At 58.2% G+C, this 23,403-nt stretch carries 25 protein-coding genes; 8 read left to right on the top strand and 17 right to left on the bottom strand.

Annotated features, from left to right (window positions below; all coding sequences use genetic code 11):
* Window positions 1-35 precede the first annotated feature (35 nt).
* The gene (locus tag RTM13_RS10115; protein ID WP_312211908.1) at window positions 36-2,117 is read left to right on the top strand and encodes a YccS/YhfK family putative transporter; all 2,082 of its coding nucleotides are present in this window, start codon (window positions 36-38) and stop codon (window positions 2,115-2,117) included.
* On the opposite strand, the gene RTM13_RS10110 is transcribed toward RTM13_RS10115, so the two are convergent.
* Both RTM13_RS10110 and pabA read right to left on the bottom strand, forming a co-directional pair.
* On the bottom strand, window positions 2,114-3,334 hold the full coding sequence (locus RTM13_RS10110) for an aspartate aminotransferase family protein (RefSeq protein WP_312211907.1): 1,221 nt from the start codon (window positions 3,332-3,334) through the stop codon (window positions 2,114-2,116). The two genes, RTM13_RS10115 and RTM13_RS10110, sit on opposite strands and share 4 nt — an antisense overlap.
* 83 nt (window positions 3,335-3,417) lie before the next feature.
* On the bottom strand, window positions 3,418-3,999 hold the full coding sequence (gene pabA, locus RTM13_RS10105) for an aminodeoxychorismate synthase component 2 (protein ID WP_312211906.1): 582 nt from the start codon (window positions 3,997-3,999) through the stop codon (window positions 3,418-3,420).
* Window positions 4,000-4,127: 128 nt separating this feature from the next.
* Between pabA and RTM13_RS10100 the strand changes: the two genes are divergently transcribed.
* Both RTM13_RS10100 and RTM13_RS10095 read left to right on the top strand, forming a co-directional pair.
* Window positions 4,128-4,493 carry a type II toxin-antitoxin system RelE/ParE family toxin gene (locus RTM13_RS10100; RefSeq protein WP_312211905.1) on the top strand — a complete coding sequence of 122 codons (366 nt, stop codon included), beginning with the start codon at window positions 4,128-4,130 and terminating at the stop codon, window positions 4,491-4,493.
* Window positions 4,471-4,794: a DNA-binding transcriptional regulator gene (locus tag RTM13_RS10095; protein WP_312211904.1), complete on the top strand. Its 324-nt coding sequence runs from the start codon at window positions 4,471-4,473 to the stop codon at window positions 4,792-4,794. Before RTM13_RS10100 ends, RTM13_RS10095 begins: the two co-directional genes overlap by 23 nt.
* A 51-nt stretch (window positions 4,795-4,845) precedes the next feature.
* Here the strand turns inward: RTM13_RS10095 and RTM13_RS10090 are convergent, their stop codons facing one another.
* The 3 genes from RTM13_RS10090 to ppiA all read right to left on the bottom strand — a co-directional run bounded on the left by RTM13_RS10090 (window position 4,846) and on the right by ppiA (window position 6,280).
* Window positions 4,846-5,439, bottom strand: coding sequence for a putative adenosine monophosphate-protein transferase Fic (locus tag RTM13_RS10090; RefSeq protein WP_312211903.1), 594 nt, complete (start codon window positions 5,437-5,439; stop codon window positions 4,846-4,848).
* Window positions 5,429-5,599 (bottom strand): YhfG family protein, encoded by a 171-nt coding sequence (locus RTM13_RS10085; protein ID WP_268106017.1) that lies wholly within the window; start codon window positions 5,597-5,599, stop codon window positions 5,429-5,431. The genes RTM13_RS10090 and RTM13_RS10085 overlap by 11 nt, the downstream gene beginning before the upstream one ends.
* Window positions 5,600-5,707: 108 nt before the next feature.
* Window positions 5,708-6,280: a peptidylprolyl isomerase A gene (ppiA, locus tag RTM13_RS10080; RefSeq protein ID WP_257758686.1), complete on the bottom strand. Its 573-nt coding sequence runs from the start codon at window positions 6,278-6,280 to the stop codon at window positions 5,708-5,710.
* 281 nt (window positions 6,281-6,561) lie between these two features.
* On the opposite strand from ppiA, the gene tsgA reads away from it, so the two are divergent.
* The 5 genes from tsgA to cysG all read left to right on the top strand — a co-directional run bounded on the left by tsgA (window position 6,562) and on the right by cysG (window position 13,181).
* On the top strand, window positions 6,562-7,746 hold the full coding sequence (tsgA, locus tag RTM13_RS10075; RefSeq protein WP_312211902.1) for an MFS transporter TsgA: 1,185 nt from the start codon (window positions 6,562-6,564) through the stop codon (window positions 7,744-7,746).
* Between the two features lie 284 nt (window positions 7,747-8,030).
* Window positions 8,031-10,574 carry a nitrite reductase large subunit NirB gene (gene nirB, locus RTM13_RS10070; RefSeq protein ID WP_312211901.1) on the top strand — a complete coding sequence of 848 codons (2,544 nt, stop codon included), beginning with the start codon at window positions 8,031-8,033 and terminating at the stop codon, window positions 10,572-10,574.
* A complete protein-coding gene (gene nirD, locus RTM13_RS10065) occupies window positions 10,571-10,897 on the top strand; it encodes a nitrite reductase small subunit NirD (protein ID WP_042393096.1) in 327 nt (108 codons plus the stop codon). The genes nirB and nirD overlap by 4 nt, the downstream gene beginning before the upstream one ends.
* Before the next feature lie 83 nt (window positions 10,898-10,980).
* The gene (gene nirC / locus RTM13_RS10060; RefSeq protein ID WP_312211900.1) at window positions 10,981-11,787 is read left to right on the top strand and encodes a nitrite transporter NirC; all 807 of its coding nucleotides are present in this window, start codon (window positions 10,981-10,983) and stop codon (window positions 11,785-11,787) included.
* A 20-nt stretch (window positions 11,788-11,807) separates the two neighbouring features.
* Entirely contained in the window at window positions 11,808-13,181 is a 1,374-nt protein-coding gene (gene cysG / locus RTM13_RS10055) for a siroheme synthase CysG (RefSeq protein ID WP_312211899.1), read from the top strand.
* A gap of 115 nt (window positions 13,182-13,296) precedes the next feature.
* Here the strand turns inward: cysG and trpS are convergent, their stop codons facing one another.
* The 12 genes from trpS to RTM13_RS09995 all read right to left on the bottom strand — a co-directional run bounded on the left by trpS (window position 13,297) and on the right by RTM13_RS09995 (window position 23,345).
* Entirely contained in the window at window positions 13,297-14,301 is a 1,005-nt protein-coding gene (trpS, locus tag RTM13_RS10050) for a tryptophan--tRNA ligase (RefSeq protein ID WP_312211898.1), read from the bottom strand.
* Entirely contained in the window at window positions 14,294-15,058 is a 765-nt protein-coding gene (gene gph, locus RTM13_RS10045; protein WP_312211897.1) for a phosphoglycolate phosphatase, read from the bottom strand. The genes trpS and gph overlap by 8 nt, the downstream gene beginning before the upstream one ends.
* Window positions 15,051-15,728, bottom strand: coding sequence for a ribulose-phosphate 3-epimerase (gene rpe / locus RTM13_RS10040; RefSeq protein WP_312211896.1), 678 nt, complete (start codon window positions 15,726-15,728; stop codon window positions 15,051-15,053). Before rpe ends, gph begins: the two co-directional genes overlap by 8 nt.
* A 17-nt stretch (window positions 15,729-15,745) precedes the next feature.
* On the bottom strand, window positions 15,746-16,570 hold the full coding sequence (gene dam / locus RTM13_RS10035; protein ID WP_312211895.1) for an adenine-specific DNA-methyltransferase: 825 nt from the start codon (window positions 16,568-16,570) through the stop codon (window positions 15,746-15,748).
* A 65-nt stretch (window positions 16,571-16,635) separates the two neighbouring features.
* Window positions 16,636-17,967 (bottom strand): cell division protein DamX, encoded by a 1,332-nt coding sequence (gene damX, locus RTM13_RS10030; RefSeq protein ID WP_312211894.1) that lies wholly within the window; start codon window positions 17,965-17,967, stop codon window positions 16,636-16,638.
* A 90-nt stretch (window positions 17,968-18,057) separates the two neighbouring features.
* Window positions 18,058-19,146, bottom strand: a complete 1,089-nt coding sequence (gene aroB, locus RTM13_RS10025; RefSeq protein WP_312211893.1) for a 3-dehydroquinate synthase — start codon at window positions 19,144-19,146, stop codon at window positions 18,058-18,060.
* A gap of 54 nt (window positions 19,147-19,200) precedes the next feature.
* A complete protein-coding gene (gene aroK / locus RTM13_RS10020; RefSeq protein WP_003861630.1) occupies window positions 19,201-19,722 on the bottom strand; it encodes a shikimate kinase AroK in 522 nt (173 codons plus the stop codon).
* Between the two features lie 285 nt (window positions 19,723-20,007).
* Complete coding sequence (hofQ, locus tag RTM13_RS10015; RefSeq protein WP_312211892.1) at window positions 20,008-21,267, bottom strand: DNA uptake porin HofQ; 1,260 nt, start codon at window positions 21,265-21,267, stop codon at window positions 20,008-20,010.
* Window positions 21,179-21,583 (bottom strand): HofP DNA utilization family protein, encoded by a 405-nt coding sequence (locus tag RTM13_RS10010; protein ID WP_312211891.1) that lies wholly within the window; start codon window positions 21,581-21,583, stop codon window positions 21,179-21,181. Before RTM13_RS10010 ends, hofQ begins: the two co-directional genes overlap by 89 nt.
* Window positions 21,573-22,040 carry a hypothetical protein gene (locus tag RTM13_RS10005; RefSeq protein ID WP_312211890.1) on the bottom strand — a complete coding sequence of 156 codons (468 nt, stop codon included), beginning with the start codon at window positions 22,038-22,040 and terminating at the stop codon, window positions 21,573-21,575. Before RTM13_RS10005 ends, RTM13_RS10010 begins: the two co-directional genes overlap by 11 nt.
* On the bottom strand, window positions 22,030-22,563 hold the full coding sequence (locus RTM13_RS10000; RefSeq protein WP_312211889.1) for a PilN domain-containing protein: 534 nt from the start codon (window positions 22,561-22,563) through the stop codon (window positions 22,030-22,032). The genes RTM13_RS10005 and RTM13_RS10000 overlap by 11 nt, the downstream gene beginning before the upstream one ends.
* On the bottom strand, window positions 22,563-23,345 hold the full coding sequence (locus RTM13_RS09995) for a DNA utilization protein HofM (protein ID WP_312211888.1): 783 nt from the start codon (window positions 23,343-23,345) through the stop codon (window positions 22,563-22,565). The genes RTM13_RS10000 and RTM13_RS09995 overlap by 1 nt, the downstream gene beginning before the upstream one ends.
* Window positions 23,346-23,403 lie beyond the last annotated feature (58 nt).

Genomic DNA, 23,403 nt, shown 5'->3' with positions numbered 1-23,403 from the left:
TTGCCTCTGCATACGCCGTTTTTGCTCTCTCCCTCATGTGGCGCAGGCTAATCTACCACCCCGAAGTTAACTACGCACTGCGACAAACGCTGGTGCTGTGCCTCCCCGTGGCCATCGGCCTGGCGCTGGGTCATCTTCAGCAGGGGCTGCTGTTCTCGCTGGTGCCCGCCTGCTGCAACATTGCCGGTCTTGATACCCCACACAAACGCTTCTTTAAGCGCCTGATTATCGGCGGCTCGCTGTTTGCTGGCTGTAGTCTGGCGGTGCAGCTGCTGCTGGAGGCCAACGTTGCGCTACCGCTGATCCTCGCCGGGCTGGCGATGCTGCTTGGCGTCACTGCGGAGATCAGCCCTCTACACGCACGCCTGCTGCCCGCCTCGCTTATCGCCGCCATCTTTACCCTCAGCCTGGCGGGCAATATGCCAGTCTGGGAGCCGCTGCTCATCTACACCCTGGGCACGCTCTGGTATGGCGCATTTAACTGGTTCTGGTTTTGGCTGTGGCGCGAGCAGCCCCTGCGCGAATCGTTAAGCCTGCTCTACCGCCAGCTCGCCGACTACTGCGAGGCGAAGTACAGCCTGCTGACCCAGCATGCCGACCCGGAGAAGGCCCTGCCACCGCTGCTGGCGCGTCAGCAAAAGGCGGTGGATCTCATCAGCCAGTGCTATCAGCAGCTGCATATGCTTGCGGCTAACCAGCATAACGACTACAAGCGTCTGCTGCGGGCCTTTCAGGTGGCACTGGATCTGCAGGAGCACATCTCGGTTAGCCTGCACCAGCCGGAAGAGGTACAGAAGCTGGTGGAGCGGAGCCATGCCGAAGCGGTGATCCGCTGGAATGCGCAGGTGGTCGCTGCCCGGCTACGGGTGCTGGCGGACGACATTCTGTATCATCGCTACCCGACCCGCTTCACCATGGAGAAGCAGATTGGCGCGCTGGAGAAGATCGCCCGTCAGCATCCGCAAAACCCGGTCGGGCAGTTCTGCGCCTGGCACTTCAGCCGTATCGCCCGCGTGCTGCGTACCCAGCGGCCGCTCTATACCCGCGATCTGATGGCCGACCAGCAGCGCCGCCAGCCGCTGTGGGAGGCGCTCAAGAGCTATCTGTCGCTGAAGTCTCCGGCGCTGCGCAATGCCGCCCGCATCAGCGTTATGCTGAGCATCGCCAGCTTGATGGGCAGCGCGCTGCATTTGCCGAAGCCCTACTGGATCCTGATGACGGTGCTGCTGGTTACCCAGAACGGCTACGGCGCTACGCGGGTACGTATTTTACACCGGGCGGCGGGTACGCTGGCGGGGTTAACCATCGCCGGGGTGGCCCTGCACTTTCATGTCCCGGAGGGGTATACGCTGCTGGGCATGCTGTTTATCACGCTGATCAGTTACCTGATTATTCGCAAGAACTACGGCTGGGCGACGGTAGGCTTCACCATCACGGCGGTTTATTCGATTCAGATCCTGACCCTGAGCGGCGAAAACTTTATCGTGGCCCGGCTGATCGATACCCTGATTGGCTGTCTGATTGCCTTCGGCGGGATGGTCTGGCTCTGGCCGCAGTGGCAAAGCGGGCTGCTGCGGAAAAACGCCCATGATGCCATTGAGAAAGATCAGGATGCGATTCGCCTGATCCTCAGCGACGATCCGCAGCCGACGCCGCTGGCTTACCAGCGGATACGGGTCAACCAGGCGCACAACGCGCTTTTCAACTCGCTCAACCAGGCGATGCAGGAGCCGGGGTTCAATACCCACTATCTGGAAGATATGAAGCTCTGGGTGACCCATAGCCAGTTTATCGTTGAGCATATTAACGCTCTGACCACGCTGGCCCGGGAGCACGCCATGCTGACGCCGGATCTGGCGCAGCGCTATCTGGAGTCCTGTGAAATTGCGCTTCAGCGCTGCCAGCAGCGGCTGGACTATGACGGGGCAGGAGCGTCGGGAGACGCGAATATTCTTGAAGCGCCGGAGACGCTCACCCACGGCCCGATGAGCCCGATGGAGATGCACCTCCAGCGCATTATCGGGCATCTGAACAGCATGCACACCATCTCGTCGGTGGCATGGCGTCAGCGCCCGCATCATGGCATCTGGCTTAATCGCCGGTGGAGTAAAGATTAAGCCCGAACGATGTTGGCGACCGCCACGGCAAAGCGCTGCATACCTTCATCAATATCCTGCTCGTTGACGACCAGCGACGGCGCAAAGCGCATCACGTCCGGCCCCGCGTTCAGCACCATCACACCCTCATCGGCTGCCGCGTAAAGCAGATCGCGGGCGCGCCCTTTGTACTGCGGCTTCAGTTCTGCCCCAATCAGCAGGCCCATGCCGCGAATATCGCTGAACATGTCAAACTGCTCGTCGATCTGCTGCAGGTGCTTCACAAAGCGCTGGCGCTTCTCGCTAACGCCTTGCAGCACTTCCGGCGAGCTGATGATGTCAAAGGCCGCACCGGCCACCGCACAGGCCAGCGGGTTGCCGCCGTAGGTCGAGCCGTGGGAGCCAACGTGGAAGGCGCTGGCGATCGCCTCGGTGGTCAGCACGGCGCTGATCGGGAAACCGCCCCCCAGCGCCTTGGCGCTGGTAAGAATATCCGGCGTCACGCCGTAGTGCATGTAGGCAAAGAGATCGCCGCTGCGTCCCATCCCGCACTGCACCTCATCAAACACCAGCAGCGCCTGGTGCTGGTCGCACAGTTCGCGCAGGCCTTGTAAGAACTCAGGCGTCGCGGCGGTTACGCCCCCTTCCCCTTGCACCGGCTCGACGACAACCGCGCAGGTGTGATCGTCCATCACCGCTTTTACCGCATGGAGATCGTTAAACGGCACGTGGATGATATCGGCCGGTTTCGGTCCAAAGCCGTCGGAGTACTTCGGCTGGCCGCCGACCGAGACGGTAAACAGCGAGCGTCCGTGGAAGGCGTTATGGAAGGCGATGATTTTGGTTTTGTATGGGCTGTGGCGCGTAGAGGCGTAGTAGCGCGCCAGCTTAAAGGCGGTTTCATTGGCCTCGGTGCCGGAGTTCATAAACAGCACGCGCTCGGCAAAGGTGGTATCGATAATCTTGCGCGCCAGGCGCAGCGCCGGCTCGTTGGTGAAGACGTTGCTGGTGTGCCACAGGGTTTCGCCCTGGCTCTTCAACGCCTCTACCAGCGCAGGATGGCAGTGGCCCAGCGCCGTAACGGCAATCCCGCCCGCAAAATCAACATACTCTTTGCCCTGCTGATCCCACACCCGACTGCCTTTGCCTTTCACCGGGATAAATTCCGCCGGTGCATAAACGGGCAGAATTACTTCGTCAAATGTTGCGCGCGTAACTGCGTTCTGTTCAGTTGCCATGTCATGCCCATCCATTCTATGCCGCAATTATATGCAGTAATGATTATGAAAATATAATCACAAAATATGCATAAAAAATCAGCTTAAGGCAACCAGAAATCGGCCTGGTTAAGAAAGTTTGCCAGCAGCGCATGCCCCTGCTCGCTCAGGTTGCTCTCCGGATGGAACTGCACCCCCTGTAGATCCCACTCCCGATGGCGAATAGCCATAATCTCCTGGGTATCGCTCCAGGCGGTGACTTCAAAACAGTCGGGCAGCGTAGCAGGATCGATCAGCAGCGAGTGGTAGCGGGTAACGGTAAGCGGATTATTCAGTGCGTGAAACACGCCCCGGCCGCTGTGAGTGATAACGGAGGTTTTGCCATGCATCACCTTCTGCGCCCGGACGATGGTCGCGCCAAAAACCTGGGCAATCGCCTGATGACCCAGGCAGACGCCAAGCATCGGCAGCTTACCGGCATAGTGACGAATAACGTCCAGCGATATGCCCGACTCGTCCGGCGTGCAAGGGCCGGGAGAGATCACAATCTTCTCCGGAGCCAGCGCCGCGATATCGGCGAGGGTTAGCTCGTCGTTGCGCTTCACCACCACCTCTGCCCCCAGCTCGCAGAAGTACTGATAGAGGTTCCAGGTAAAGGAGTCGTAGTTGTCGATAAGCAGGATCATGGTAAGCCACTTGTTAACTATCTTTGCGACATTGTACGCAGCCTAAGAAATTCTGACTATGACCTACTGAAAGAAGTGCTTACTATTGCACTAAGTGCTACAGTAAAGTGAACAGGGACGTGAATCAAATGCGAGTTTTTAAAACAAAATGGTTCAGTAAAACGGCAAAAAACCATGCCATCAAGGACGATGAGTTATGTCTGGCTATCAACGCTGTATGTGAAGGAAAAGCAGATGACCTTGGCGGCGGCGTCTATAAAAAGCGCCTGCACCACAATCGCGATCGCGCCATTATCCTGGCTAAAGGTGGGAGAAATTGGTTTTACACTTTCCTGTATGCCAAACAGGATATGGCAAATATTACTCATGAAGAATTCTCAGGCTTTCGAACACTCGCAAAGCATTACGCGTGCCTGAAAACTGAAAAACTGAGCCTGTTAATTGACGCAAGAGAGTTGCTGGAGATTTGTCATGACCGCAAAAGAGAAATTTAAAAGTACCGCTTTTGAAGCGATTCATAGCGCTGCTGCGGGATTACACAGCGTAGATGCTATCTCTCAGGAAACAATGCGTAGCTTTGATAAAGCCTGCATTGGCGAGGTAGATGACATTCAGCCGGATGAAATCAAAAAGCTACGGGAGAAGTTTAACGTTAGCCAACCTGTTTTTGCCCACTATTTAAATACCAGCGTTTCAACCGTACAAAAATGGGAAAGCGGCGCTAAACGGCCGAATGGGTTATCACTAAAGCTGTTAAGCATTATACAAAAGCATGGGCTGGACATATTGATATAGATATGTCCGCCCCGCGTAGGCCGGATAAGCGCAGCGCCATCCGGCAACGTTTTACTCCGCTTCGCTCACCACGTGAGTAAAGATGTCGATAAGTGCTGAGAGGTCACCCATGGCGCCGCTCTGGTTGGCGGCGCTCCAGGCATCGGGCTCAATGCCGCGCCAGTCGAGCTGATACCCGGCATGGATTGCCAGCTGCTCAAAGAAGATCCGCTCAGCGATGCCGTTGCCGATCCGGAACGGATGCAGGACGTTAATCTCGCAGTAGTAGTGTGCCAGACGCTCGATAAACGCGGTTTTCTCCAGCCCCTGCAACCAGTCCTCATCCTCCAGCGCCTGCATCAGGGCGTTGCCCTCATTCTCGATATAGTCAAAATTACAGAAGCGCGTATCGCCCTGATAGATGTTGACCTCACGGATCTCACCGGCCCACTCAAAAATATCCTGGTAGAGATGACGATGGATGGCGCAGAGATGCGGTAGACCCCGGGCAACGGGGCCCAGCTCCAGGGTAGCGGCACGCAGCGAGGTAAACTCGTATGCCGCCTCTTCCAACTGTTTTGCCTGATGAATGCCAAGCCGGTTGCTCATCACGTTGCGGCCGGCATAGAAGTACGGGTCGCGCCCGTCGCCAAACTTATCGCTCATGTTGCCTCCGCAGCGCTTCAAGGCGCGCCTCTGCTTCTTCTGCGTTGAGCGTTACCAGGGCGCACTCCACCCCTTCCAGCCGTCTGCTGGCCTGGAAATTGACATTACGCTGCTGCTCCCAGAGACGGGATTTTTGCCGTTCGGTGAGTTTTTTCGCCATTGTGTCTCCCTGATGATGTGCGTCATTTGCCACAAGTATAAGCGGCATTTTCACGTTACGCAGGGAAGCAGGCGGTGCACGGACAGGAGATGCCCGTGCAGAAAAGCGTTAGGGTAGGACTTTTGCGGAGAGGATAACGACCGGTTTTGACGGCACATTTTGATACGGACCAACGTTATGGGTCTGTACCTGAGAGATTTTGTCCGCGATATCCATGCCTTTCACAACTTTACCGAAAACGGCATAGCCGAAGTCGCGCTGGCCGTGATCAAGAAAAGCGTTATCCGCAACGTTGATAAAGAACTGGCTGGTGGCGCTGTCTTTGTCAGCTGTGCGGGCCATGGAGATGGTACCGCGAGTATTGCGCAGGCCGTTATCCGCTTCGTTTTTGATCGGCGGGTTCGGCTGCTTCTGCTGCATCTGCTCGTTAAAACCGCCGCCCTGCACCATGAAGCCCGGGATCACGCGGTGAAAGGTCGTATTGTTATAGAAGCCGCTGTTCACATAGTCGACAAAATTCTTCACTGATACCGGGGCTTTCTGGCTGTTCAGCTCCAGCTCAATGTTTCCGGCAGAGGTGGTTAACAGAACATGAGGATCGCCTTTTGCGGCGAAGGCAGCCGGAGAGAGTGCAGAGAGAGCAAAAATAGCCGCTACAGCCGCCAGAGTCGTTTTAACCATGTGAATTCCTACAGTGAACAGTGAAGAGAGCGAGTCGCTTGATTCTAAAGAGCATGCTGCCCCCAGGCCAGCGCTTTACTCAATTTTACGAATTTGAAACAGATGTGTCTGTAGCTCACTATGGCGCAACAGGTGGAAAATGTGTGACACGTTTCAAAATAAAATGTGCAACATGATCAATTTTCATTTTTAAAGATTTAAATGTGTCACCTGAACGCATAAAATCTGCCCGTTCACGGCGCAGTCAACGCGCTTTACACTTCTATTCACAGGCCAGTCTCATGACTAACAGCAATCGAATCAAGCTCACCTGGATTAGCTTTTTCTCCTATGCCCTTACCGGTGCGTTGGTGATCGTCACCGGTATGGTGATGGGCGATATCGCTAAGTATTTCAACCTGCCCGTTTCCAGCATGAGTAATACCTTTACCTTCCTGAACACCGGGATCCTGATCTCTATCTTTCTGAACGCCTGGCTGATGGAGATCGTGCCGTTAAAAACGCAGCTGCGGTTTGGCTTTGTGCTGATGGTGCTGGCCGTGGCGGCACTGATGCTGACCCACAGTCTGGCGATCTTCTCTGCCGCCATGTTCGTGCTGGGGCTGGTGAGCGGTATCACCATGTCGATTGGTACCTTCCTGGTAACCCAGATGTATGAAGGCCGCCAGCGTGGCTCTCGCCTGCTGTTTACCGACTCCTTCTTCAGCATGGCCGGGATGATCTTCCCAATGGTCGCCGCCTTCCTGCTGGCGCGCAGCATTGAGTGGTACTGGGTCTACGCCTGCATTGGCCTGGTCTACGTCGCCATCTTCGTGCTAACCATCGGCTGCGAATTCCCGGCGCTGGGCAAACATGCTGCCCCAAGCGATAAGCCGGTAGTGAAAGAGAAGTGGGGCATCGGCGTTCTGTTCCTCTCCATCGCCGCGCTCTGCTACATCCTCGGCCAACTGGGCTTTATCTCCTGGGTGCCGGAGTATGCCAAAGGTCTGGGCATGGACGTTAGCGGACAGGGGAAACTGGTCAGCGACTTCTGGATGTCTTACATGGTCGGCATGTGGGCGTTTAGCTTTATTCTGCGCTTCTTCGACCTGCAGCGTATTCTGACGGTGCTGGCAGGCATGGCTACCGTACTGATGTACCTCTTCATCACCAGCAGCCCGGAAAATATGGCGTGGTTTATTCTGGCCCTCGGCTTCTTCTCCAGCGCCATCTACACCACCATTATTACCCTCGGCTCTCAGCAGACCAAAGTCGCTTCGCCGAAGCTGGTTAACTTTGTTCTCACCTGCGGCACCATTGGTACCATGCTGACCTTCGTGGTCACCGGTCCTATCGTGGCCAACAGTGGCCCGCAGGCGGCGCTGATGACCGCTAACGGTCTTTATGCCGTGGTATTCGTGATGTGCTTCGCGCTTGGCTTCGTTAGTCGCCATCGTCAGCACACCAACACGGCTTCCGCGCACTAAGTTATTCCTGCCCCTTTTCGTCCTGAAAAGGGGCTAGCTCCTTCCCCTCCCAATGGTTAAACGCCTTTAAACTTTAGTGGTAAGGCAGCGCAGGAAAAAACCCTCTTTTTTGTATGTTATTTGCGCTATCGCGAAAAGCCAGCTAATTCCGTGACTTAGAAAAATGCTGCTAAATCAGCAATATACTCCTTAGGGAGTAGGTAAAGGTGAACTTGATTTGCATCAATAAACGCCGCTGCTGAATCGTTAAGGTAGGCAGTAATAGAAAAGAAATCGAGGCAAAAATGAGCAAAGTCAAAATCGCTATTATCGGTAACGGCATGGTCGGCCACCGTTTTATTGAGGATCTCCTCGATAAAGCTGACGCTGCCCGTTTCGACATTACCGTGTTTTGTGAAGAGCCGCGGAAAGCCTACGATCGCGTACACCTCTCTTCCTACTTCTCTCACCACACCGCCGAAGAGCTCTCTCTGGTGCGCGAAGGCTTCTACGAGAAGCACGGCGTCAAGGTGCTGGTGGGCGAGCGTGCTATCACTATCAACCGCCAGGAGAAGGTGATCCACTCCAGCGCGGGCCGCACGGTCTATTACGATAAGCTGATTATGGCTACCGGCTCCTATCCGTGGATCCCACCGATTAAAGGCTCCGAAACCCAGGATTGCTTTGTTTACCGCACCATTGAAGATTTGAACGCCATTGAAGCCTGCGCGCGCCGTAGCCGCCGGGGTGCAGTGGTAGGCGGCGGCCTGCTCGGTCTGGAAGCCGCCGGAGCGCTGAAGAACCTCGGCGTCGAGACCCACGTCATTGAGTTCGCACCAATGCTGATGGCCGAGCAGCTTGACCAGATGGGCGGCGAGCAGCTGAAACGCAAAATTGAGAGCATGGGCGTGCGCGTGCACACCAGCAAAAATACCCAGGAGATCGTCCAGGAGGGCGTTGAGGGTCGTAAGACCATGCGCTTTGCCGACGGCAGCAGCCTGGAGATCGACTTTATCGTCTTCTCAACCGGTATCCGTCCGCGCGACAAGCTGGCGACCCAGTGCGGCCTGGCGACGGCCCAGCGCGGCGGCATCATGGTAAACGATACCTGCCAGACTTCCGACCCGGATATCTACGCCATTGGCGAGTGCGCCAGCTGGAACAACCGCGTCTACGGCCTGGTCGCCCCTGGCTACAAAATGGCACAGGTGGCGGTAGACCATATCCTCGGCACCCCGAACGCTTTTGAAGGGGCAGACCTCAGCGCCAAGCTGAAGCTGCTGGGCGTGGACGTGGGCGGCATTGGCGATGCCCATGGCCGCACGCCGAACTCCCGTAGCTACGTCTATCTGGATGAGAGCAAAGAGGTCTACAAGCGCCTGATTGTGAGTCCGGATAATAAAACTCTGCTCGGTGCCGTACTGGTGGGTGACACCAGCGACTTTGGCAATTTACAGCAGCTGGTGCTGAACGCCATCGAGCTGCCGGAGAACCCGGACGCGCTGATCCTGCCCGCCCACGCGGGCAGCGGAAAACCCTCTATCGGCGTCGATAAGCTGCCGGACAGCGCGCAGATCTGCTCCTGCTTCGACGTGACCAAAGGCATGCTGATCTCCGCGATCAACAAAGGCTGCCATACGGTGGCAGCGCTGAAGGCAGAAACCAAAGCCGGAACCGGCTGCGGCGGCTGTATCCCGCTTGTGACTCAGGTGCTGAACGCCGAGCTGGCGAAACAGGGCATCGAAGTGAACCACAGCCTGTGTGAACACTTTGCCTACTCCCGTCAGGAGCTGTACCACCTGATCCGCGTGGAAGGGATCAAAACCTTTGACGAGCTGCTGGCGAAACACGGTAAAGGCTACGGCTGTGAAGTGTGTAAACCTACCGTTGGATCCCTGCTCGCCTCCTGCTGGAACGAATATGTTCTGAAGCCGCAGCATACGCCGCTGCAGGATACCAACGATAACTTCCTCGCCAATATTCAGAAAGACGGCACCTACTCGGTGATCCCGCGCTCTGCCGGGGGCGAAATCACCCCGGAAGGGCTGATGGAGGTGGGCCGTATCGCCCGTGAGTTTAACCTCTACACCAAAATCACTGGCTCTCAGCGTATCGGCCTGTTCGGTGCGCAGAAAGATGACCTGCCGGAGATTTGGCGTCAGCTGATTGAAGCCGGGTTCGAAACCGGTCATGCCTACGCTAAAGCGCTGCGGATGGCGAAAACCTGCGTCGGCTCAACCTGGTGCCGCTACGGCGTGGGTGACAGCGTGGGCTTCGGCGTCGAGCTGGAGAACCGCTACAAAGGCATCCGTACCCCGCACAAAATGAAGTTTGGCGTCTCTGGCTGTACCCGCGAATGCGCGGAAGCGCAGGGCAAAGACGTGGGCATCATCGCCACTGAAAAAGGCTGGAACCTCTACGTCTGCGGTAACGGCGGGATGAAACCACGCCATGCGGACCTGCTGGCAGCGGATCTCGACCGCGACACGCTGGTGCGCTATCTCGACCGCTTTATGATGTTCTACATCCGCACCGCCGACAAGCTGACCCGTACCGCCTCCTGGCTGGATAATCTGGAAGGCGGCATTGACTACCTGAAGAGCGTGATTATCGACGACAAGCTTGGCCTGAACAGCCAGCTGGAAGCGGAGATGGCTCGCCTGCGCGACGCCGTTATCTGCGAGTGGACCGCTACCGTCAACGATCCGCAGGCGCAGGTGCGCTTCAAACACTTTATCAACAGCGATCGCCGCGACCCGGCAGTACAGATCGTACCGGAACGTCAGCAGCATCGCCCGGCTACGCCGTATGAGCGTATCCCGGTCACTCTGGTGGAGGAAACCGTATGAGCCAGTGGAACACCGTCTGTCAGCTCGCTGACATCGTGCCGGCAACCGGCGTCTGCGCCCTGCTGAATAACCAGCAGATTGCCATCTTCCGCCCGCGGGCCGATGAGCAGGTCTATGCCATCAGCAACATCGATCCCTTCTTTGAGGCCAGCGTACTGTCGCGGGGCATCATCGCCGAGCACGATGGCGAGCTGTGGGTTGCCAGCCCGCTGAAGAAGCAGCGCTTCCGCCTGCGCGACGGCCTGTGCATGGAGGATGCGGACCACTCCGTGGCGCGCTTCGATGCGCGGGTCAAAGACGGCGAAGTACAGATTAAAGCGTAATACCCCGGCGGGGGTGCAATGCCTCCGCCCGTTAACTTTCTCTTTTTTAAATTTTTCTTTTCTAACTTTGGATGATCAACCCTATGTTTACCGACACTATCAACAAGTGTGCGGCTAACGCTGCGCGCATTGCACGCCTCTCTACACATAATCCGCTGGGCTTCTGGATCAGCTCCGCAATGGCAGGTGCCTACGTGGGCCTGGCTATTATCCTCATCTTTACCCTCGGTAACCTGCTGGATCCGGCGGTTCGTCCGCTGGTGATGGGCGCTACCTTCGGCATCGCGCTGACGCTGGTGATCATCGCTGGCTCCGAGCTGTTTACCGGCCACACCATGTTTCTAACCCTGGGCGTTAAGGCGGGCACCATCAGCCACGGTCAGATGTGGACGATCCTGCCGCAAACCTGGCTGGGCAACCTGGTGGGTTCGGTGCTTGTGGCCCTGCTCTACTTCTGGGGCGGCGGCGGCCTGCTGTCGGTGGATACCAGCCTGGTGCACACCGTCGCGCTGGCGAAAACCAGCGCCCCTGCCAGCGTGCTGTTCTTCAAAGGCGTGCTCTGCAACTGGCTGGTTTGCCTGGCGATCTGGATGGCGATCCGTACTGAGGGCGCGGCGAAATTCCTGGCTATCTGGTGGTGCCTGCTGGCGTTTATCGCCTCCGGCTACGAGCACTCAGTTGCCAACATGACCCTGTTCGCTTTATCGTGGTTCGGCCACCACAGCGAAGCCTATACCCTTACCGGTATCGGACATAACCTGTTGTGGGTTACGCTGGGGAATACTTTATCCGGGGCCATATTTATGGGGCTGGGATATTGGTATGCTACCCCTCGCGCAGAGCGTCCTGCTCCTGCTAAAAACGCCGCGCAGGAAACCGTCAGCCCCTAAAACGATAACGAGGTTATGTCGTGCACCATCTTCCTATTTTTTGCCAGTTACGCGATCGCGACTGCCTGCTCGTCGGCGGTGGCGATGTCGCAGAGCGTAAAGCCCGCTTGCTTCTGGAAGCCGGTGCGCGTCTTACCGTCAATGCGTTGCACTTCGATCCACAGTTTACCGTATGGGCGGACGAAGGCATGGTCACCCTGGTCGAAGGTCACTTCGATGAGGCGCTGCTCGATCCCTGCTGGCTGGTGATTGCCGCTACCGACGACGATGCGGTTAATCAGCAGGTCAGCGATGCGGCAGAAGCGCGCCGCATCTTCTGTAACGTGGTCGATGCGCCGAAAGAGGCGAGCTTTATCATGCCATCGATTATCGACCGTTCGCCGCTGATGGTGGCGATCTCCTCCGGCGGTACCTCTCCGGTGCTGGCGCGCCTGCTGCGTGAAAAGCTGGAGTCGCTGCTGCCGCTGCACCTCGGCAAAATTGCTGGCTACGCCGGAACCCTGCGCGGACGAGTGAAAGCCACCTTCGCTACCATGGCCGAGCGCCGCCGCTTCTGGGAGAAGTTTTTTACCAACGACCGTCTCGCTCAGTATCTGGCGAACAGCGATCGTCTCGCCATCGACAAAGAGACGGAGTCGCTGTTTAACGCGCCGCTCGATAACCGGGGGGAGGTGGTGCTGGTCGGCGCGGGGCCGGGCGATGCCGGACTGCTGACGTTGAAGGGATTACAGCAGATCCAGCAGGCGGACGTGGTGGTCTATGACCGTCTGGTGTCAGACGACATTATGAACCTGGTGCGCCGCGATGCAGACCGTATTTTTGTCGGCAAACGCGCGGGCTACCACTGCGTGCCGCAGGAGGAGATTAACCAGATCCTGCTGCGCCAGGCGCAGTCCGGTAAGCGCGTGGTGCGCCTGAAAGGCGGCGATCCCTTTATCTTTGGCCGCGGCGGCGAAGAGCTGGAGACCCTGTGTCATGCGGGGATCCCCTTCTCCGTGGTGCCGGGCATTACCGCCGCCTCGGGCTGCTCCGCCTACTCCGGCATTCCGCTGACCCACCGCGACTATGCCCAGAGCGTGCGGCTGATCACCGGCCACCTGAAAACCGGCGGCGAGCTGGACTGGGAGAACCTGGCCGCAGAGAAGCAGACCCTGGTGTTCTATATGGGGCTAAACCAGGCCGCTACGATCCAGCAGAAGCTTATTGAGCACGGAATGCAGGCGGATATGCCGGTAGCCCTGGTGGAGAACGGCACGGCGGTACAGCAGCGGGTAGTGAGCGGGGTACTGAGCGAGCTGGGTACGCTGGCGCAGCAGGTTGAGAGCCCGGCGCTGATCATCGTTGGCCGCGTCGTCGCCCTACGTGACAAGCTGAACTGGTTCTCGCACCACTGATCGCGACTGTAATCGTAATCATCGTAGGCCGGGCAAGGCAACGCTGCCGCCCGGCACAACGAGCAACGCCTGATGGCGCTGCGCTTATCAGGCCTACGGCAGCGACATACGGGAATTACGGCTTGGCAACAAAGCCAATTGCTTCGTATACCGCTTTCAGCGTCTCTGCGGCGCGGGCGCTGGCTTTCTCGGCACCCTCTTTCATGATGCGCTGCAGGAAGGCCTCATCGTTACGGTAGCGGTGGTAGCGCTCCTGAAGTTCGGTCAGCATGCCGGAAACCGCTTCCGCCACTTCACCCTTCAGATGGCCATACATTTTACCTTCAAAGTGCTGCTCCAGCTCGGCAATGCTCTGCCCGGTTACGCCAGAGAGGATATCCAGCAGGTTAGAGACGCCCGCCTTCTCCTTCACGTCATAACGCACCACCGGCGGCTCTTCGGAGTCGGTTACCGCACGCTTGATCTTCTTCACCACCGACTTCGGATCTTCCAGCAGGCCGATAACGTTGTTGCGGTTGTCATCAGACTTGGACATCTTCTTGGTCGGCTCGAGCAGGGACATCACGCGCGCGCCGGATTTCGGAATGAACGGCTCCGGTACTTTGAAGACGTCGCCGTAGATGGCATTGAAGCGCTGGGCGATATCACGGCTCAGCTCCAGATGCTGCTTCTGGTCCTCACCGACCGGCACCTGGTTGGTCTGATAGAGCAGAATATCCGCCGCCATCAGCACCGGGTAGTCAAACAGGCCGGCGTTGATGTTTTCAGAGTAGCGCGCTGACTTGTCTTTAAATTGGGTCATGCGGCTCAGCTCACCGAAATAGGTGTAGCAGTTCAGCGCCCAGCCGAGCTGCGCATGCTCCGGCACGTGGGACTGAACGAAAATGGTGCTCTTCTGGGGATCGATCCCGCAGGCCAGGTAGAGCGCCAGCGTATCCAGGGTAGCTTTACGCAGCTTCTCGGGATCCTGACGGGCGGTGATAGCGTGGAGATCCACGATGCAGTAGATGCAGTCGTACTCATCCTGCATGGTTACCCACTGACGCAGCGCACCCATATAGTTGCCGATGGTCAGTTCACCTGAGGGCTGTGCGCCACTAAAGACGATGGGCTTAGTCATTTTTCTGTTCCTGATGTTCACTATATGGAAGCCCAAGCGCGGGCAGTAACTCTTTGAAATGGTCGAATATACGATCCGGCTGGCTCAGCGCGATGGCTTCGCCGTAGTTATAGCCGTAGGTCAGGCCCACGGCACAGCAGCCAGCCGCCTTCGCCGCCTGAATATCATTCCGCGAATCGCCGACGAACAGCAGCGCCTGCGGTGCCACACCCAGCTTCTCGGCCACCAGCAGCAGCGGCTCCGGGTGCGGCTTTTTGTTTTTGACGTCGTCACCGCCGATCACCAGCGTGAAGTAGCGGGCGATATCCAGCGCCTCCAACAGCGGCGCAACAAACGGCGTCGGCTTGTTGGTCACCAGCGCCAGCGGATAGCCCTCTTCATGCAGCGCCGCCAGGGTGCCTGCCACATCCGGGAAGAGGAAGCTACTCTCTTCAACGGCCTCAGCGTAGTAGCGGTCAAACAGCTTGCGCAGAATACTGGCCTGCTCCGCTTCCGGGATCGCAGAGTGGTCGATAGCCGGTTTGCCCGCCATTGCACGCTGGCTGGCGTGCTCCTGACGCGACCAAGCCAGCGCCCGCTGCATCAGCACGTCTGCGCCGTTGCCGATCCACGTCACTACCCGCGCCTCACCGGCAGCCGGCAGCTCCAGAGCGTAAAGCGCCTGGTCTACCGCATGGGTCAGGCCCGGTGCGCTATCCACCAGCGTGCCGTCGAGATCAAAGGCAATCGCCTGGATTCCGTCGATTTTTTTAGCCATGATGTACCTTTGCCAGCTCGCTGCGCATCTTATCAATGACTTTGCGGTAGTCCGGCTGGTCAAAAATGGCCGAACCGGCGACAAACATATCTGCGCCCGCGGCAGCAATCTCGCCGATGTTATCTGCCTTCACGCCGCCATCAACCTCAAGGCGAATGTCGTAGCCGGAGGCATCAATGCGACGGCGCACTTCGCGCAGCTTATCGAGAGTATGCGGAATAAAAGATTGGCCGCCGAAGCCTGGGTTGACCGACATCAGCAGGATCACGTCCAGCTTGTCCATAACGTAATCAAGCCAGCTCAGGGAGGTCGCCGGATTGAATACCAGCCCCGCTTTACAGCCATGCTCTTTGATCAGCTGCAGCGAGCGGTCGACGTGCTCAGTGGCTTCCGGATGGAAAGTAATGATGCTCGCTCCCGCCGCAGCGAAATCCGGGATCAGACGATCAACCGGCTTCACCATCAGGTGGACGTCAATCGGGGCGGTGATGCCATAGTCGCGCAGGGCTTTCAATACCATTGGCCCCATTGTCAGGTTGGGAACGTAGTGGTTATCCATGACGTCAAAATGCACCACGTCGCCACCGGCCGCCAGCGCGTTAGCGGTGTCCTCGCCCAGGCGGGCAAAGTCAGCCGACAGAATTGAAGGGGCAATCAAATACTGTTTCATCCGCATCTCCTTGAGAACTATTTTTTATCTGCCGGGCGATAGAGCGCCAGCAGTTCGTCCACCTTTTTGCGTGTGCCACCGTTGCTGCTAATGCTGCGTCGCACTTTAACCTGAAAATGCGTCGCCGCTTTGTACCACTCACGGGTGTCCGGCGTATCGTGATTCGAAATTAACACCGGGATTTGCTTGCTGACCAGCACTTCCGCCATCTCTGCCAGACGCGCCTGCTCTAGCGGGCTAAAGCTATTGGTATGGTAGGCGGTAAAGTTCGCCGTCGCGGAGAGAGGCGCATAGGGCGGATCGCAATAGACCACGGAGTTCACGTCGGCGAGTTCCATACACTCCTCGTAGGAGAGACAACGAAACTCTGCGTTCTGCGCCTTTTCAGCAAAATGGTACAGCTCGGCTTCCGGGAAGTAGGGCTTTTTATAGCGGCCAAAGGGCACATTAAACTCACCGCGCAGGTTATAGCGACACAGACCGTTATAGCCATGGCGATTCAAATATAAAAACAGCACCGCACGTCGCAATGGATCCTGACACTGGTTAAATTCGCTACGCAGCTGGTAATAGACCTCAGCCTGATTATGCTGCGGCGTAAACAGCTCGCGGGCGTTGAGAATGTACTCATCGGTGCGGGTTTTAACGATGTTGTAGAGACCAATCAGATCGCTATTGATATCCGCGAGGATATAGCGCGAAAAGTCGGTATTGAGAAATACCGACCCGGCCCCGACAAAGGGTTCGATGAGGCATTCACCCGGGGGTAAATGCTTTTTAATATCGTCGAGCAGGGGGTATTTCCCCCCTGCCCATTTCAGAAAAGCGCGATTCTTTTTCATGCTGACTAACTAATAACACCCTTTGCAGCTGGGGCGTAAGCCCGACAGCATTTGCGCTTTACTCACTATTTGAGATCGGCCTGCACCTGATGCAGCGGCTTCGCCCACGGGTTTTTCGCCTGCACGTCGGCTGGCAGCGTAGAGACGGCGCGTTTCGCTTCATCTTTCGAAGCATAGACGCCACTCACCAGCACATACCACGGCTGGCCGTTACGCGAGGTCTGATAAACGACGAAGTTTTTCAGATTCTCTTTCTTCGCCCACGCGTTCAGGTTGTTGTAGTTCGACGAGCTGCTCAGCTGCAGCGTGTAACTGCTGCCCGGCGCTGACTTCAGGGAGCCTACGTTGCCGGTAGAGGCGTTGCCAGAAGCCGCTGGCGCTGCTGCTGCCGGTGCGGCGGCGGCTGGCGTAGTGGTTGTGGCAGGCTTCGCCGACTGGGTTGGTGCCGTTGCCGTTACCGCTGCAGACGGTTTCGCTGCAGGGGCTGCGCTGGCCGATGCTTTAGGCTGGGCGCTGGCCGCTGGCGCGGTGGTCGCGGTCTCGGTGCGCTTCGGCTGGGCTGCTGCTTTCGGTGCGCTCTGGGCAGGCTTCGGCTCGATCGTTGTCTGCTGGCGCTCGGCACGTGGTGCAGCGCGATGTTCGGTGGCTGATGTCTGACGCTCAGAAGCGGCGGTCTGGCGCGACTCTGCTGCCTTGCTGTTGTGCACCGGAGCAACGGTAGCAGGCTCGGTTGGCAGGGTGGAGTTCACCGCCACGCTGTCTACCTGGTTTTGATTCTGCGGCTGCGCCAGAGCGTTGTTCAGATCGCCCTGCACTTCTACGCGCTGCTGCCCTTCCGGCGCGGCAGTGGTCTGCCCCTCGGTTGGGGTAGAGGCGATTGGCGGCAGGGAGACATCCTGCGGATTACCCGCCGTCTGCTCAGCGGACGTTGTACCCGGCGCAGGCTGCGTGCCGTTGGCCTGGTCGGCGGCGTTATCTGAGAGGTTGACGCTCTTCTCCGTCGAGGCCTGCTCGCTGCCGGATTTATCGGCAGGCGATTTCAGCGCGGAGCCGATGCCGACGATCAGCAGCAGCAGAACCAGGATCCCCAGCCCCATCATCAGGTACTGGCGCGAGGCGGGCTTGGCGGCAGGGGCTTTTTTACGCTTGCGAGGACGACGCTCTACGCGCTCCTCATCCACGGCGCTCTCTTCCAGCTCAGCCTCTTCTTCATAGCTTTCGTCAATCTCTTCACGTGCTTTACGCGTCCGTGAAGGGCGACGATCGTCAGCGTCCAGGTCGACATCATCAAAGTTGATCTGCGGATCGCTGTCGCGTTCAGAAGACGGGCGATTACGCCCAGGGCGACGATCGCTGGGATCGGTTTTCAGCTCGTCTTCTGGTTTGAATTCATCCATTTAACACCCCACTCAAAGGCTAATGCCAACCACTAGTGCGCATCGCCCGAAGTTAAACACCACGACTGGCGTGGCCAGACCTTTCTATTTTTACGCCTGCTGGCAATCAGCAATAGCGCCAAGAACAACATCGTGTGGCACTCCGCCACGCACTTCACTCTTCCCTATTGCCAGCGGCAGGACTAAACGCATCTCGCCCGCCAGCACCTTTTTGTCACGCAACATGTGAGGAATGTAGGCCTCTGCGGACATCTCCTGCGGACCGTTGACCGGCAGGCCAGCCCGCGTGAGTAAAGTGATGATTCGTTGCGTATCGTCACGGCTAAACTGCCCGAGGCGTTCAGACGCGCGTGCTGCCATAACCATTCCCGCCGCCACCGCTTCACCGTGCAGCCAGTTACCGTAGCCCATCTCGGCTTCGATAGCGTGACCAAACGTATGGCCCAGGTTGAGTAAAGCACGTAAGCCTGTCTCGCGCTCGTCTGCGGCGACAACTTCGGCTTTCAGCTCACAACAACGGCGAATGCAGTACGCCATGGCTGGACCGTCGAGGCGCAGAAGCGCATCAAGATTCTCTTCCAGCCAGCCAAAAAATGCGGCGTCAAGGATGATGCCGTACTTGATCACTTCAGCCAGACCAGAGGAGAGTTCACGCGCCGGAAGCGTCGCCAGGCAGTCGAGATCGACGACCACCGAGACGGGCTGGTAGAACGCGCCGATCATATTTTTGCCGAGAGGGTGATTCACCGCCGTCTTGCCGCCAACGGACGAATCGACCTGAGAAAGGAGCGTGGTGGGCACCTGAATAAAGCGCACGCCACGTTGATAGCTCGCTGCTGCGAAGCCGGTAAGATCGCCGACCACGCCGCCGCCAAGGGCGACCAGCGTTGTGTCGCGCCCGTGAGGTTTCTGCAACAGGGCGGTGAAGACCGTATCCAGTACCGCCAGGCTTTTGTACTGCTCGCCGTCCGGTAGCACGACGCTGTCAACCCGCACGCCCGCCTGTTCGAGAACATGGCGAATTTTTTCGAGATAGAGCGGAGCCAGCGTCTCGTTAGTGACCAGCATCACCTGGTCGCCAGACTTCAAAGGCAAGAAGGAAGCTGGATCGTTAAACAAACCAGCCGCGATGGTGATTGGGTAACTACGTTCCCCAAGAGTGACGGTAATCCTCTCCATGACGCGACATCCACCTCAATTGCTAAAACCTGCAGGCGTTATATTAAGCCAGAATCAGTTGCTTTCCAGCATATGAATAATCTGGTTTGCGACCACTTTTGCGCTCTGATCGTCGGTGCGGATGGTGACGTCGGCAATCTCTTCATAAAGAGGGTTCCGTTCGTCAGCCAGCGCTTCGAGAACTTCCCGCGGCGGCGTCTCCACCTGTAACAGTGGACGCTTTTTATCGCGTTGAGTACGAGCCAGCTGCTTTTCGATAGTGGTTTCCAGATACACCACTACGCCACGGGCGGAGAGACGATTACGGGTTTCGCGAGATTTCACAGAGCCGCCGCCTGTCGCCAGCACAATGCCCTGCTTCTCGGTCAGTTCGTTAATGACCTTTTCTTCGCGATCGCGGAAACCTTCTTCACCTTCTACATCGAAGACCCAGCCCACATCAGCTCCGGTTCGTTTCTCAATCTCTTGATCAGAATCGTAAAATTCCATATTGAGTTGTTGAGCTAACTGACGCCCAATAGTGCTTTTGCCGGCACCCATAGGCCCAACCAGAAAGATATTGCGTTTCTCTGCCATTTTTTCGGTACTACTATAAGACTATTCGTTAATGGTAAACCCACTTCGCAGACACCTGGCGGAGCAGGACATGAACTGAAACCTCATATGCGTAAGTTCGAGAATCAGACTGAAAATTATCTCAATACTCGCGCCGTTTTGGCAACTGAATAAATCACCAACCTTGCGAAGAGGTCAATTGAGGTAAGACGGGAGTAGCTGACGCTCAAAATCGGTACTCCTTGTAAGCTAATTCATCTCTCACGTCAAACACCTGAGTTCAGTTCACGGCAAAAATCATCATATTTAAGCTTTACCCTTTCCGCCTCCCTGCAGCGGCATGAGGCGTGGCGTGATAAAAACCACCAGCTCGCGCCGCTCGTTATCGTGGCCGTCGTGGCGAAAGAGGTGGCCCAGCCAGGGCAGCCTGCCAAGCCCTGGCACGCTCTCACTGCCGGATTTATTCTGTTGCTGAAAGATCCCCCCCAGCGCCAGCGTATCGCCGCTGCCCACCTCCACCTGAGTTTCAATCTCCTGCTTATCGATGGCCAGCACCTCACCGTCCGCCTGCTGGAGTACCTGGCCAGGCATATTCTGGCTGATGTGCAGCTTCAGGCGCACCCTGCCGTCCTGCAGCACCGTTGGCGTCACCTCCATGCCGAGCACCGCTTCCTTGAACTCCACCGAGGTCGCGCCGCTCTCCCCGCTGGAGACCTGATAGGGGATTTCGCTGCCCTGCTTAATGCTCGCGGGTTGCTGATGAGAGGCCAGCAGGCGCGGGCTGGCGATAATCTCCAGCTGCTGCGCCTGCTCAAGGGCTGACAGCTCAACGTCCAGCATTCGGCCATCGATGCGCCCGATGTTAAATCCGACCCGCGTCGTGGCCTCGCTCACCGCGAGATCGCTGCTCAGTGCAGTGATATCGCCGATCTTCCCAGTCGCCTGTGCCTCGGCTAGCGTCCACTTCACCCCCAGCTCGCGCAGGCTCTTTTCATTAATAGTCACAATATGCGCCGCCAGCTCCACCTGGGCGACGGGCAGATCCATCTCCGCTATCCAGCGCTCGATGGCCTGCAGCGTAGCCGCATTGTCGCGCAGTAACAGGCGGTTCATGCGCTTATCGGCCATCATCGTTCCCTGAGGGCTGAGCAGCTTGCCACCCGCTTTGGCCAGCTCCTCAGCCTCGGCATAGCGTAGCGTAATGCTCTTTCCCACCAGCGGCAGGGCGCTCTGCTGCTTCGCCTTTTTGGCCTCACGCCTCTCCTGCTGCTGCTGCCACCAGGCCTGAGTGTGCACCTGGAGAATGCTCCCCTCTCTCTGTAAAACCAGCCCGGCGCTGGCGATCACCGTCTGCAGGGCCTGCGTCCACGGGACCTCCACCAGATGCAGGGAGAGCGTACCGCTGATCTCTGGCGCAGCGATGAGGTTGTACTTTCCCAGCTCCGCCAGGGTCTGCAGTACCTGCACCACCGGCACATCATCGACGACCAACGTCACCGGTACGGGGCTTTTTGCCTCCGCCGTCAGTGCGCTGAGAAGCAGCCCTGCTGCTATCCACTTTTTCATTCCTGGCTCCTTGTCGCTGCCACTGCCACAGCGCCGGTTCGCAGCCTGCGGCAGTGGCAATCTGTAACGTCTGCTCTGTGACCGAGACGACGCGCCAGCCGGTCGGCAGGCTCTTACCCGCTACCGCTCTGTGCCATCCCCCCTCGGGGTTACGCAGCACGCCCCGGCGCTGGCCGTTAACGGTAATAAACCCCTGATAGCGCCACTGGGACAACGCCGCGGTCTGACAGCGGTCCGGCAGCGGCTGGAAAGGGTCGCGCATACCCAGCAGCAGCGGCAGCGCCAGCAGCAACGCTCTGCGCATGTCATGGATCATTGCCGCTCTCCAGCTCCAGCCGCAGATGCAGCACCTCCTCTTTTAACGCCAGCGAAAAGGCAGTGACCTGCATACCCTGCTCGGCGAGGCGGGCAAAGGTCTCTGGCACATCCTGCCATCCGCTTTGCAGCACCATCTCACCGCCATGCTCGTTCGGATGCCAGCTGAGCAGCCGGGCGCTGCCGGTCTGGAAAGCCAGGGCAGAAAAAGCGCGTCCGGATAGAGGCGCTGTTGCCGTCTGCTCTCGTGCCTGGCGCAGCGGCATAATGCTCGCCCACAGCTGGCTGCGGCTCTGCTGTTGCGCATGCAGCTCGGCCAGCCGCTGCGTCTGCTCGCTTGCATATGGCCGCACCATCAGGAGCCAGGCCAGCACGGCGCAGCACATCGTCACGCTTAGCCAGGCGGCTACCCGACTGCGGGCAGAGAGCGCGAGCCAGCCTTCAGGGCTAAGGCGCATGGCGCACATCCAAAACCAGAGCGTAATTAAATTGCCATCGCCCCTGCGCATCCCGCGAGGCTGGACCAGGTTTGCCCATTTGCAGGCCGGGGAGAGCATAGAGCGCCGTTTCAAGCTGGCTTAACGCCGTAAAGCCGAGTGCATAGCCCGCCAGCGACAGCGCTCCCTGCTGGTAGCGCAGCTCGCTCAGCCACGCCTGCTCCGGCAGCGTGTCAGCAAGGCCGGTTAAGATCTGCTGCCACTCCCGCGTAGCCTGCAATCGTTGTTGACGCTGCTGCTGTGCCTGCCGCTCTGCCTGTCGGGCGTGCAGGCGCGCCTGGCGCTGCGTCAGCCCTGCCTGCAATGTTACACCCGCCTGCTGCAACAGCCCCAGCCGCCGACTCTCCTGCAACGTCCGCATACGGATTACCGCGGCCAGCAGCACAATCAGCAGCAGGGTGACAGAGAAGATCGTCAGCCAGAGACGCAGGCATTGGCGCTGCCGCTGGGCGCGCCAGGGGAGAAAGTTGACCGCCTGCGCCACTACTCACCTCCCAGCGCCAGGCCAATGGCAATCGCCCAGGACCCGCCGTTTTCCGGCAGTGGCGGATAGCGGCGGGTAATCGCGCTCCAGGGATCGAAGCTCCCCGATTCGGCATCACAAAGCGTGGCCTCCTCCAGCGGCAGACCTAACACCTGCGCCAGTTCATCAAGGTTACTGGCATCCTCACGCGGTCGCCGCCCCCAGCCGCTGCGCGTTGCCCACAGCCACTGGTTTGCATCGCGCCAGGCCAGCCAGCGCAGCGGCGGAGCAAGCAGCGGGATAAAGCGCTGTAGTGCACAGGCGTCGGGGGTGATGGCCGAGAGGTGCAGGCTCAGGCTATCCGCCAGCGTCAGCAGCGCGGCAACCTCGCTGTTCTGCGCCGCCGTCACGCTGTACGCACGCTGCACGCTGTCGTCGGTGTAGTCAAAGCGCAGGTCGTCGGCAGGCATACCCAGCTCACGGGCGAGCGTATTTGCTACCCACTGTAGCTGGGCGCTCTCGCCTAGCCGTACGGCGGGACGGGGCATCCTCTTTTGCAGCGTACGCGCGGCGGGAAAGGCGAGGCTAATCTGGTGCCTGCGCGGCAGGGTTTTACTCCACGCCTGTAGCGCCGCGCGGAGGTGATCAGGCTGCTTGATCTGCCCATCGATAAGGGTGCCCGCTGCCAGCGGCAGCTGCCACCAGTGGCGTAACACAGAGTGGGATTTTTCCTGCGTTAGCGCGATGGCATAGATGCCATCCTGCTGAATATGAAGGCCTATTCGCCAGCGACTGATTGCCATAAATCACGATCTCCTTATCGTCCGTCAGGGTGACTGCTATATCAATGCATCAGGCTTG

The sequence above is a fragment of the Pseudescherichia sp. genome (assembly GCF_031979925.1).
GTDB lineage: Bacteria > Pseudomonadota > Gammaproteobacteria > Enterobacterales > Enterobacteriaceae > Pseudescherichia.
The sequence above is the reverse complement of the archived record's forward strand: the minus strand, read 5'-3'. Positions and strand labels throughout refer to the sequence as shown.

Coding starts and splice junctions, on each gene's coding strand:
- gph (WP_312211897.1), bottom strand. CDS start 15,058: ATGGCTAAAAAAATCGACGGAATCCAGGCGATTGCCTTTGATCTCGAC.
- RTM13_RS10100 (WP_312211905.1), top strand. CDS start 4,128: ATGCGAGTTTTTAAAACAAAATGGTTCAGTAAAACGGCAAAAAACCAT.
- RTM13_RS10005 (WP_312211890.1), bottom strand. CDS start 22,040: ATGCGCCTTAGCCCTGAAGGCTGGCTCGCGCTCTCTGCCCGCAGTCGG.
- rpe (WP_312211896.1), bottom strand. CDS start 15,728: ATGAAACAGTATTTGATTGCCCCTTCAATTCTGTCGGCTGACTTTGCC.
- dam (WP_312211895.1), bottom strand. CDS start 16,570: ATGAAAAAGAATCGCGCTTTTCTGAAATGGGCAGGGGGGAAATACCCC.
- RTM13_RS10110 (WP_312211907.1), bottom strand. CDS start 3,334: ATGGCAACTGAACAGAACGCAGTTACGCGCGCAACATTTGACGAAGTA.
- pabA (WP_312211906.1), bottom strand. CDS start 3,999: ATGATCCTGCTTATCGACAACTACGACTCCTTTACCTGGAACCTCTAT.
- hofQ (WP_312211892.1), bottom strand. CDS start 21,267: ATGAAAAAGTGGATAGCAGCAGGGCTGCTTCTCAGCGCACTGACGGCG.
- aroK (WP_003861630.1), bottom strand. CDS start 19,722: ATGGCAGAGAAACGCAATATCTTTCTGGTTGGGCCTATGGGTGCCGGC.
- RTM13_RS09995 (WP_312211888.1), bottom strand. CDS start 23,345: ATGGCAATCAGTCGCTGGCGAATAGGCCTTCATATTCAGCAGGATGGC.
- nirB (WP_312211901.1), top strand. CDS start 8,031: ATGAGCAAAGTCAAAATCGCTATTATCGGTAACGGCATGGTCGGCCAC.
- RTM13_RS10095 (WP_312211904.1), top strand. CDS start 4,471: ATGACCGCAAAAGAGAAATTTAAAAGTACCGCTTTTGAAGCGATTCAT.
- nirC (WP_312211900.1), top strand. CDS start 10,981: ATGTTTACCGACACTATCAACAAGTGTGCGGCTAACGCTGCGCGCATT.
- trpS (WP_312211898.1), bottom strand. CDS start 14,301: ATGACTAAGCCCATCGTCTTTAGTGGCGCACAGCCCTCAGGTGAACTG.
- RTM13_RS10010 (WP_312211891.1), bottom strand. CDS start 21,583: ATGATCCATGACATGCGCAGAGCGTTGCTGCTGGCGCTGCCGCTGCTG.
- RTM13_RS10115 (WP_312211908.1), top strand. CDS start 36: ATGTGGCGCAGGCTAATCTACCACCCCGAAGTTAACTACGCACTGCGA.
- nirD (WP_042393096.1), top strand. CDS start 10,571: ATGAGCCAGTGGAACACCGTCTGTCAGCTCGCTGACATCGTGCCGGCA.
- RTM13_RS10085 (WP_268106017.1), bottom strand. CDS start 5,599: ATGGCGAAAAAACTCACCGAACGGCAAAAATCCCGTCTCTGGGAGCAG.
- tsgA (WP_312211902.1), top strand. CDS start 6,562: ATGACTAACAGCAATCGAATCAAGCTCACCTGGATTAGCTTTTTCTCC.
- ppiA (WP_257758686.1), bottom strand. CDS start 6,280: ATGGTTAAAACGACTCTGGCGGCTGTAGCGGCTATTTTTGCTCTCTCT.
- aroB (WP_312211893.1), bottom strand. CDS start 19,146: ATGGAGAGGATTACCGTCACTCTTGGGGAACGTAGTTACCCAATCACC.
- damX (WP_312211894.1), bottom strand. CDS start 17,967: ATGGATGAATTCAAACCAGAAGACGAGCTGAAAACCGATCCCAGCGAT.
- RTM13_RS10090 (WP_312211903.1), bottom strand. CDS start 5,439: ATGAGCGATAAGTTTGGCGACGGGCGCGACCCGTACTTCTATGCCGGC.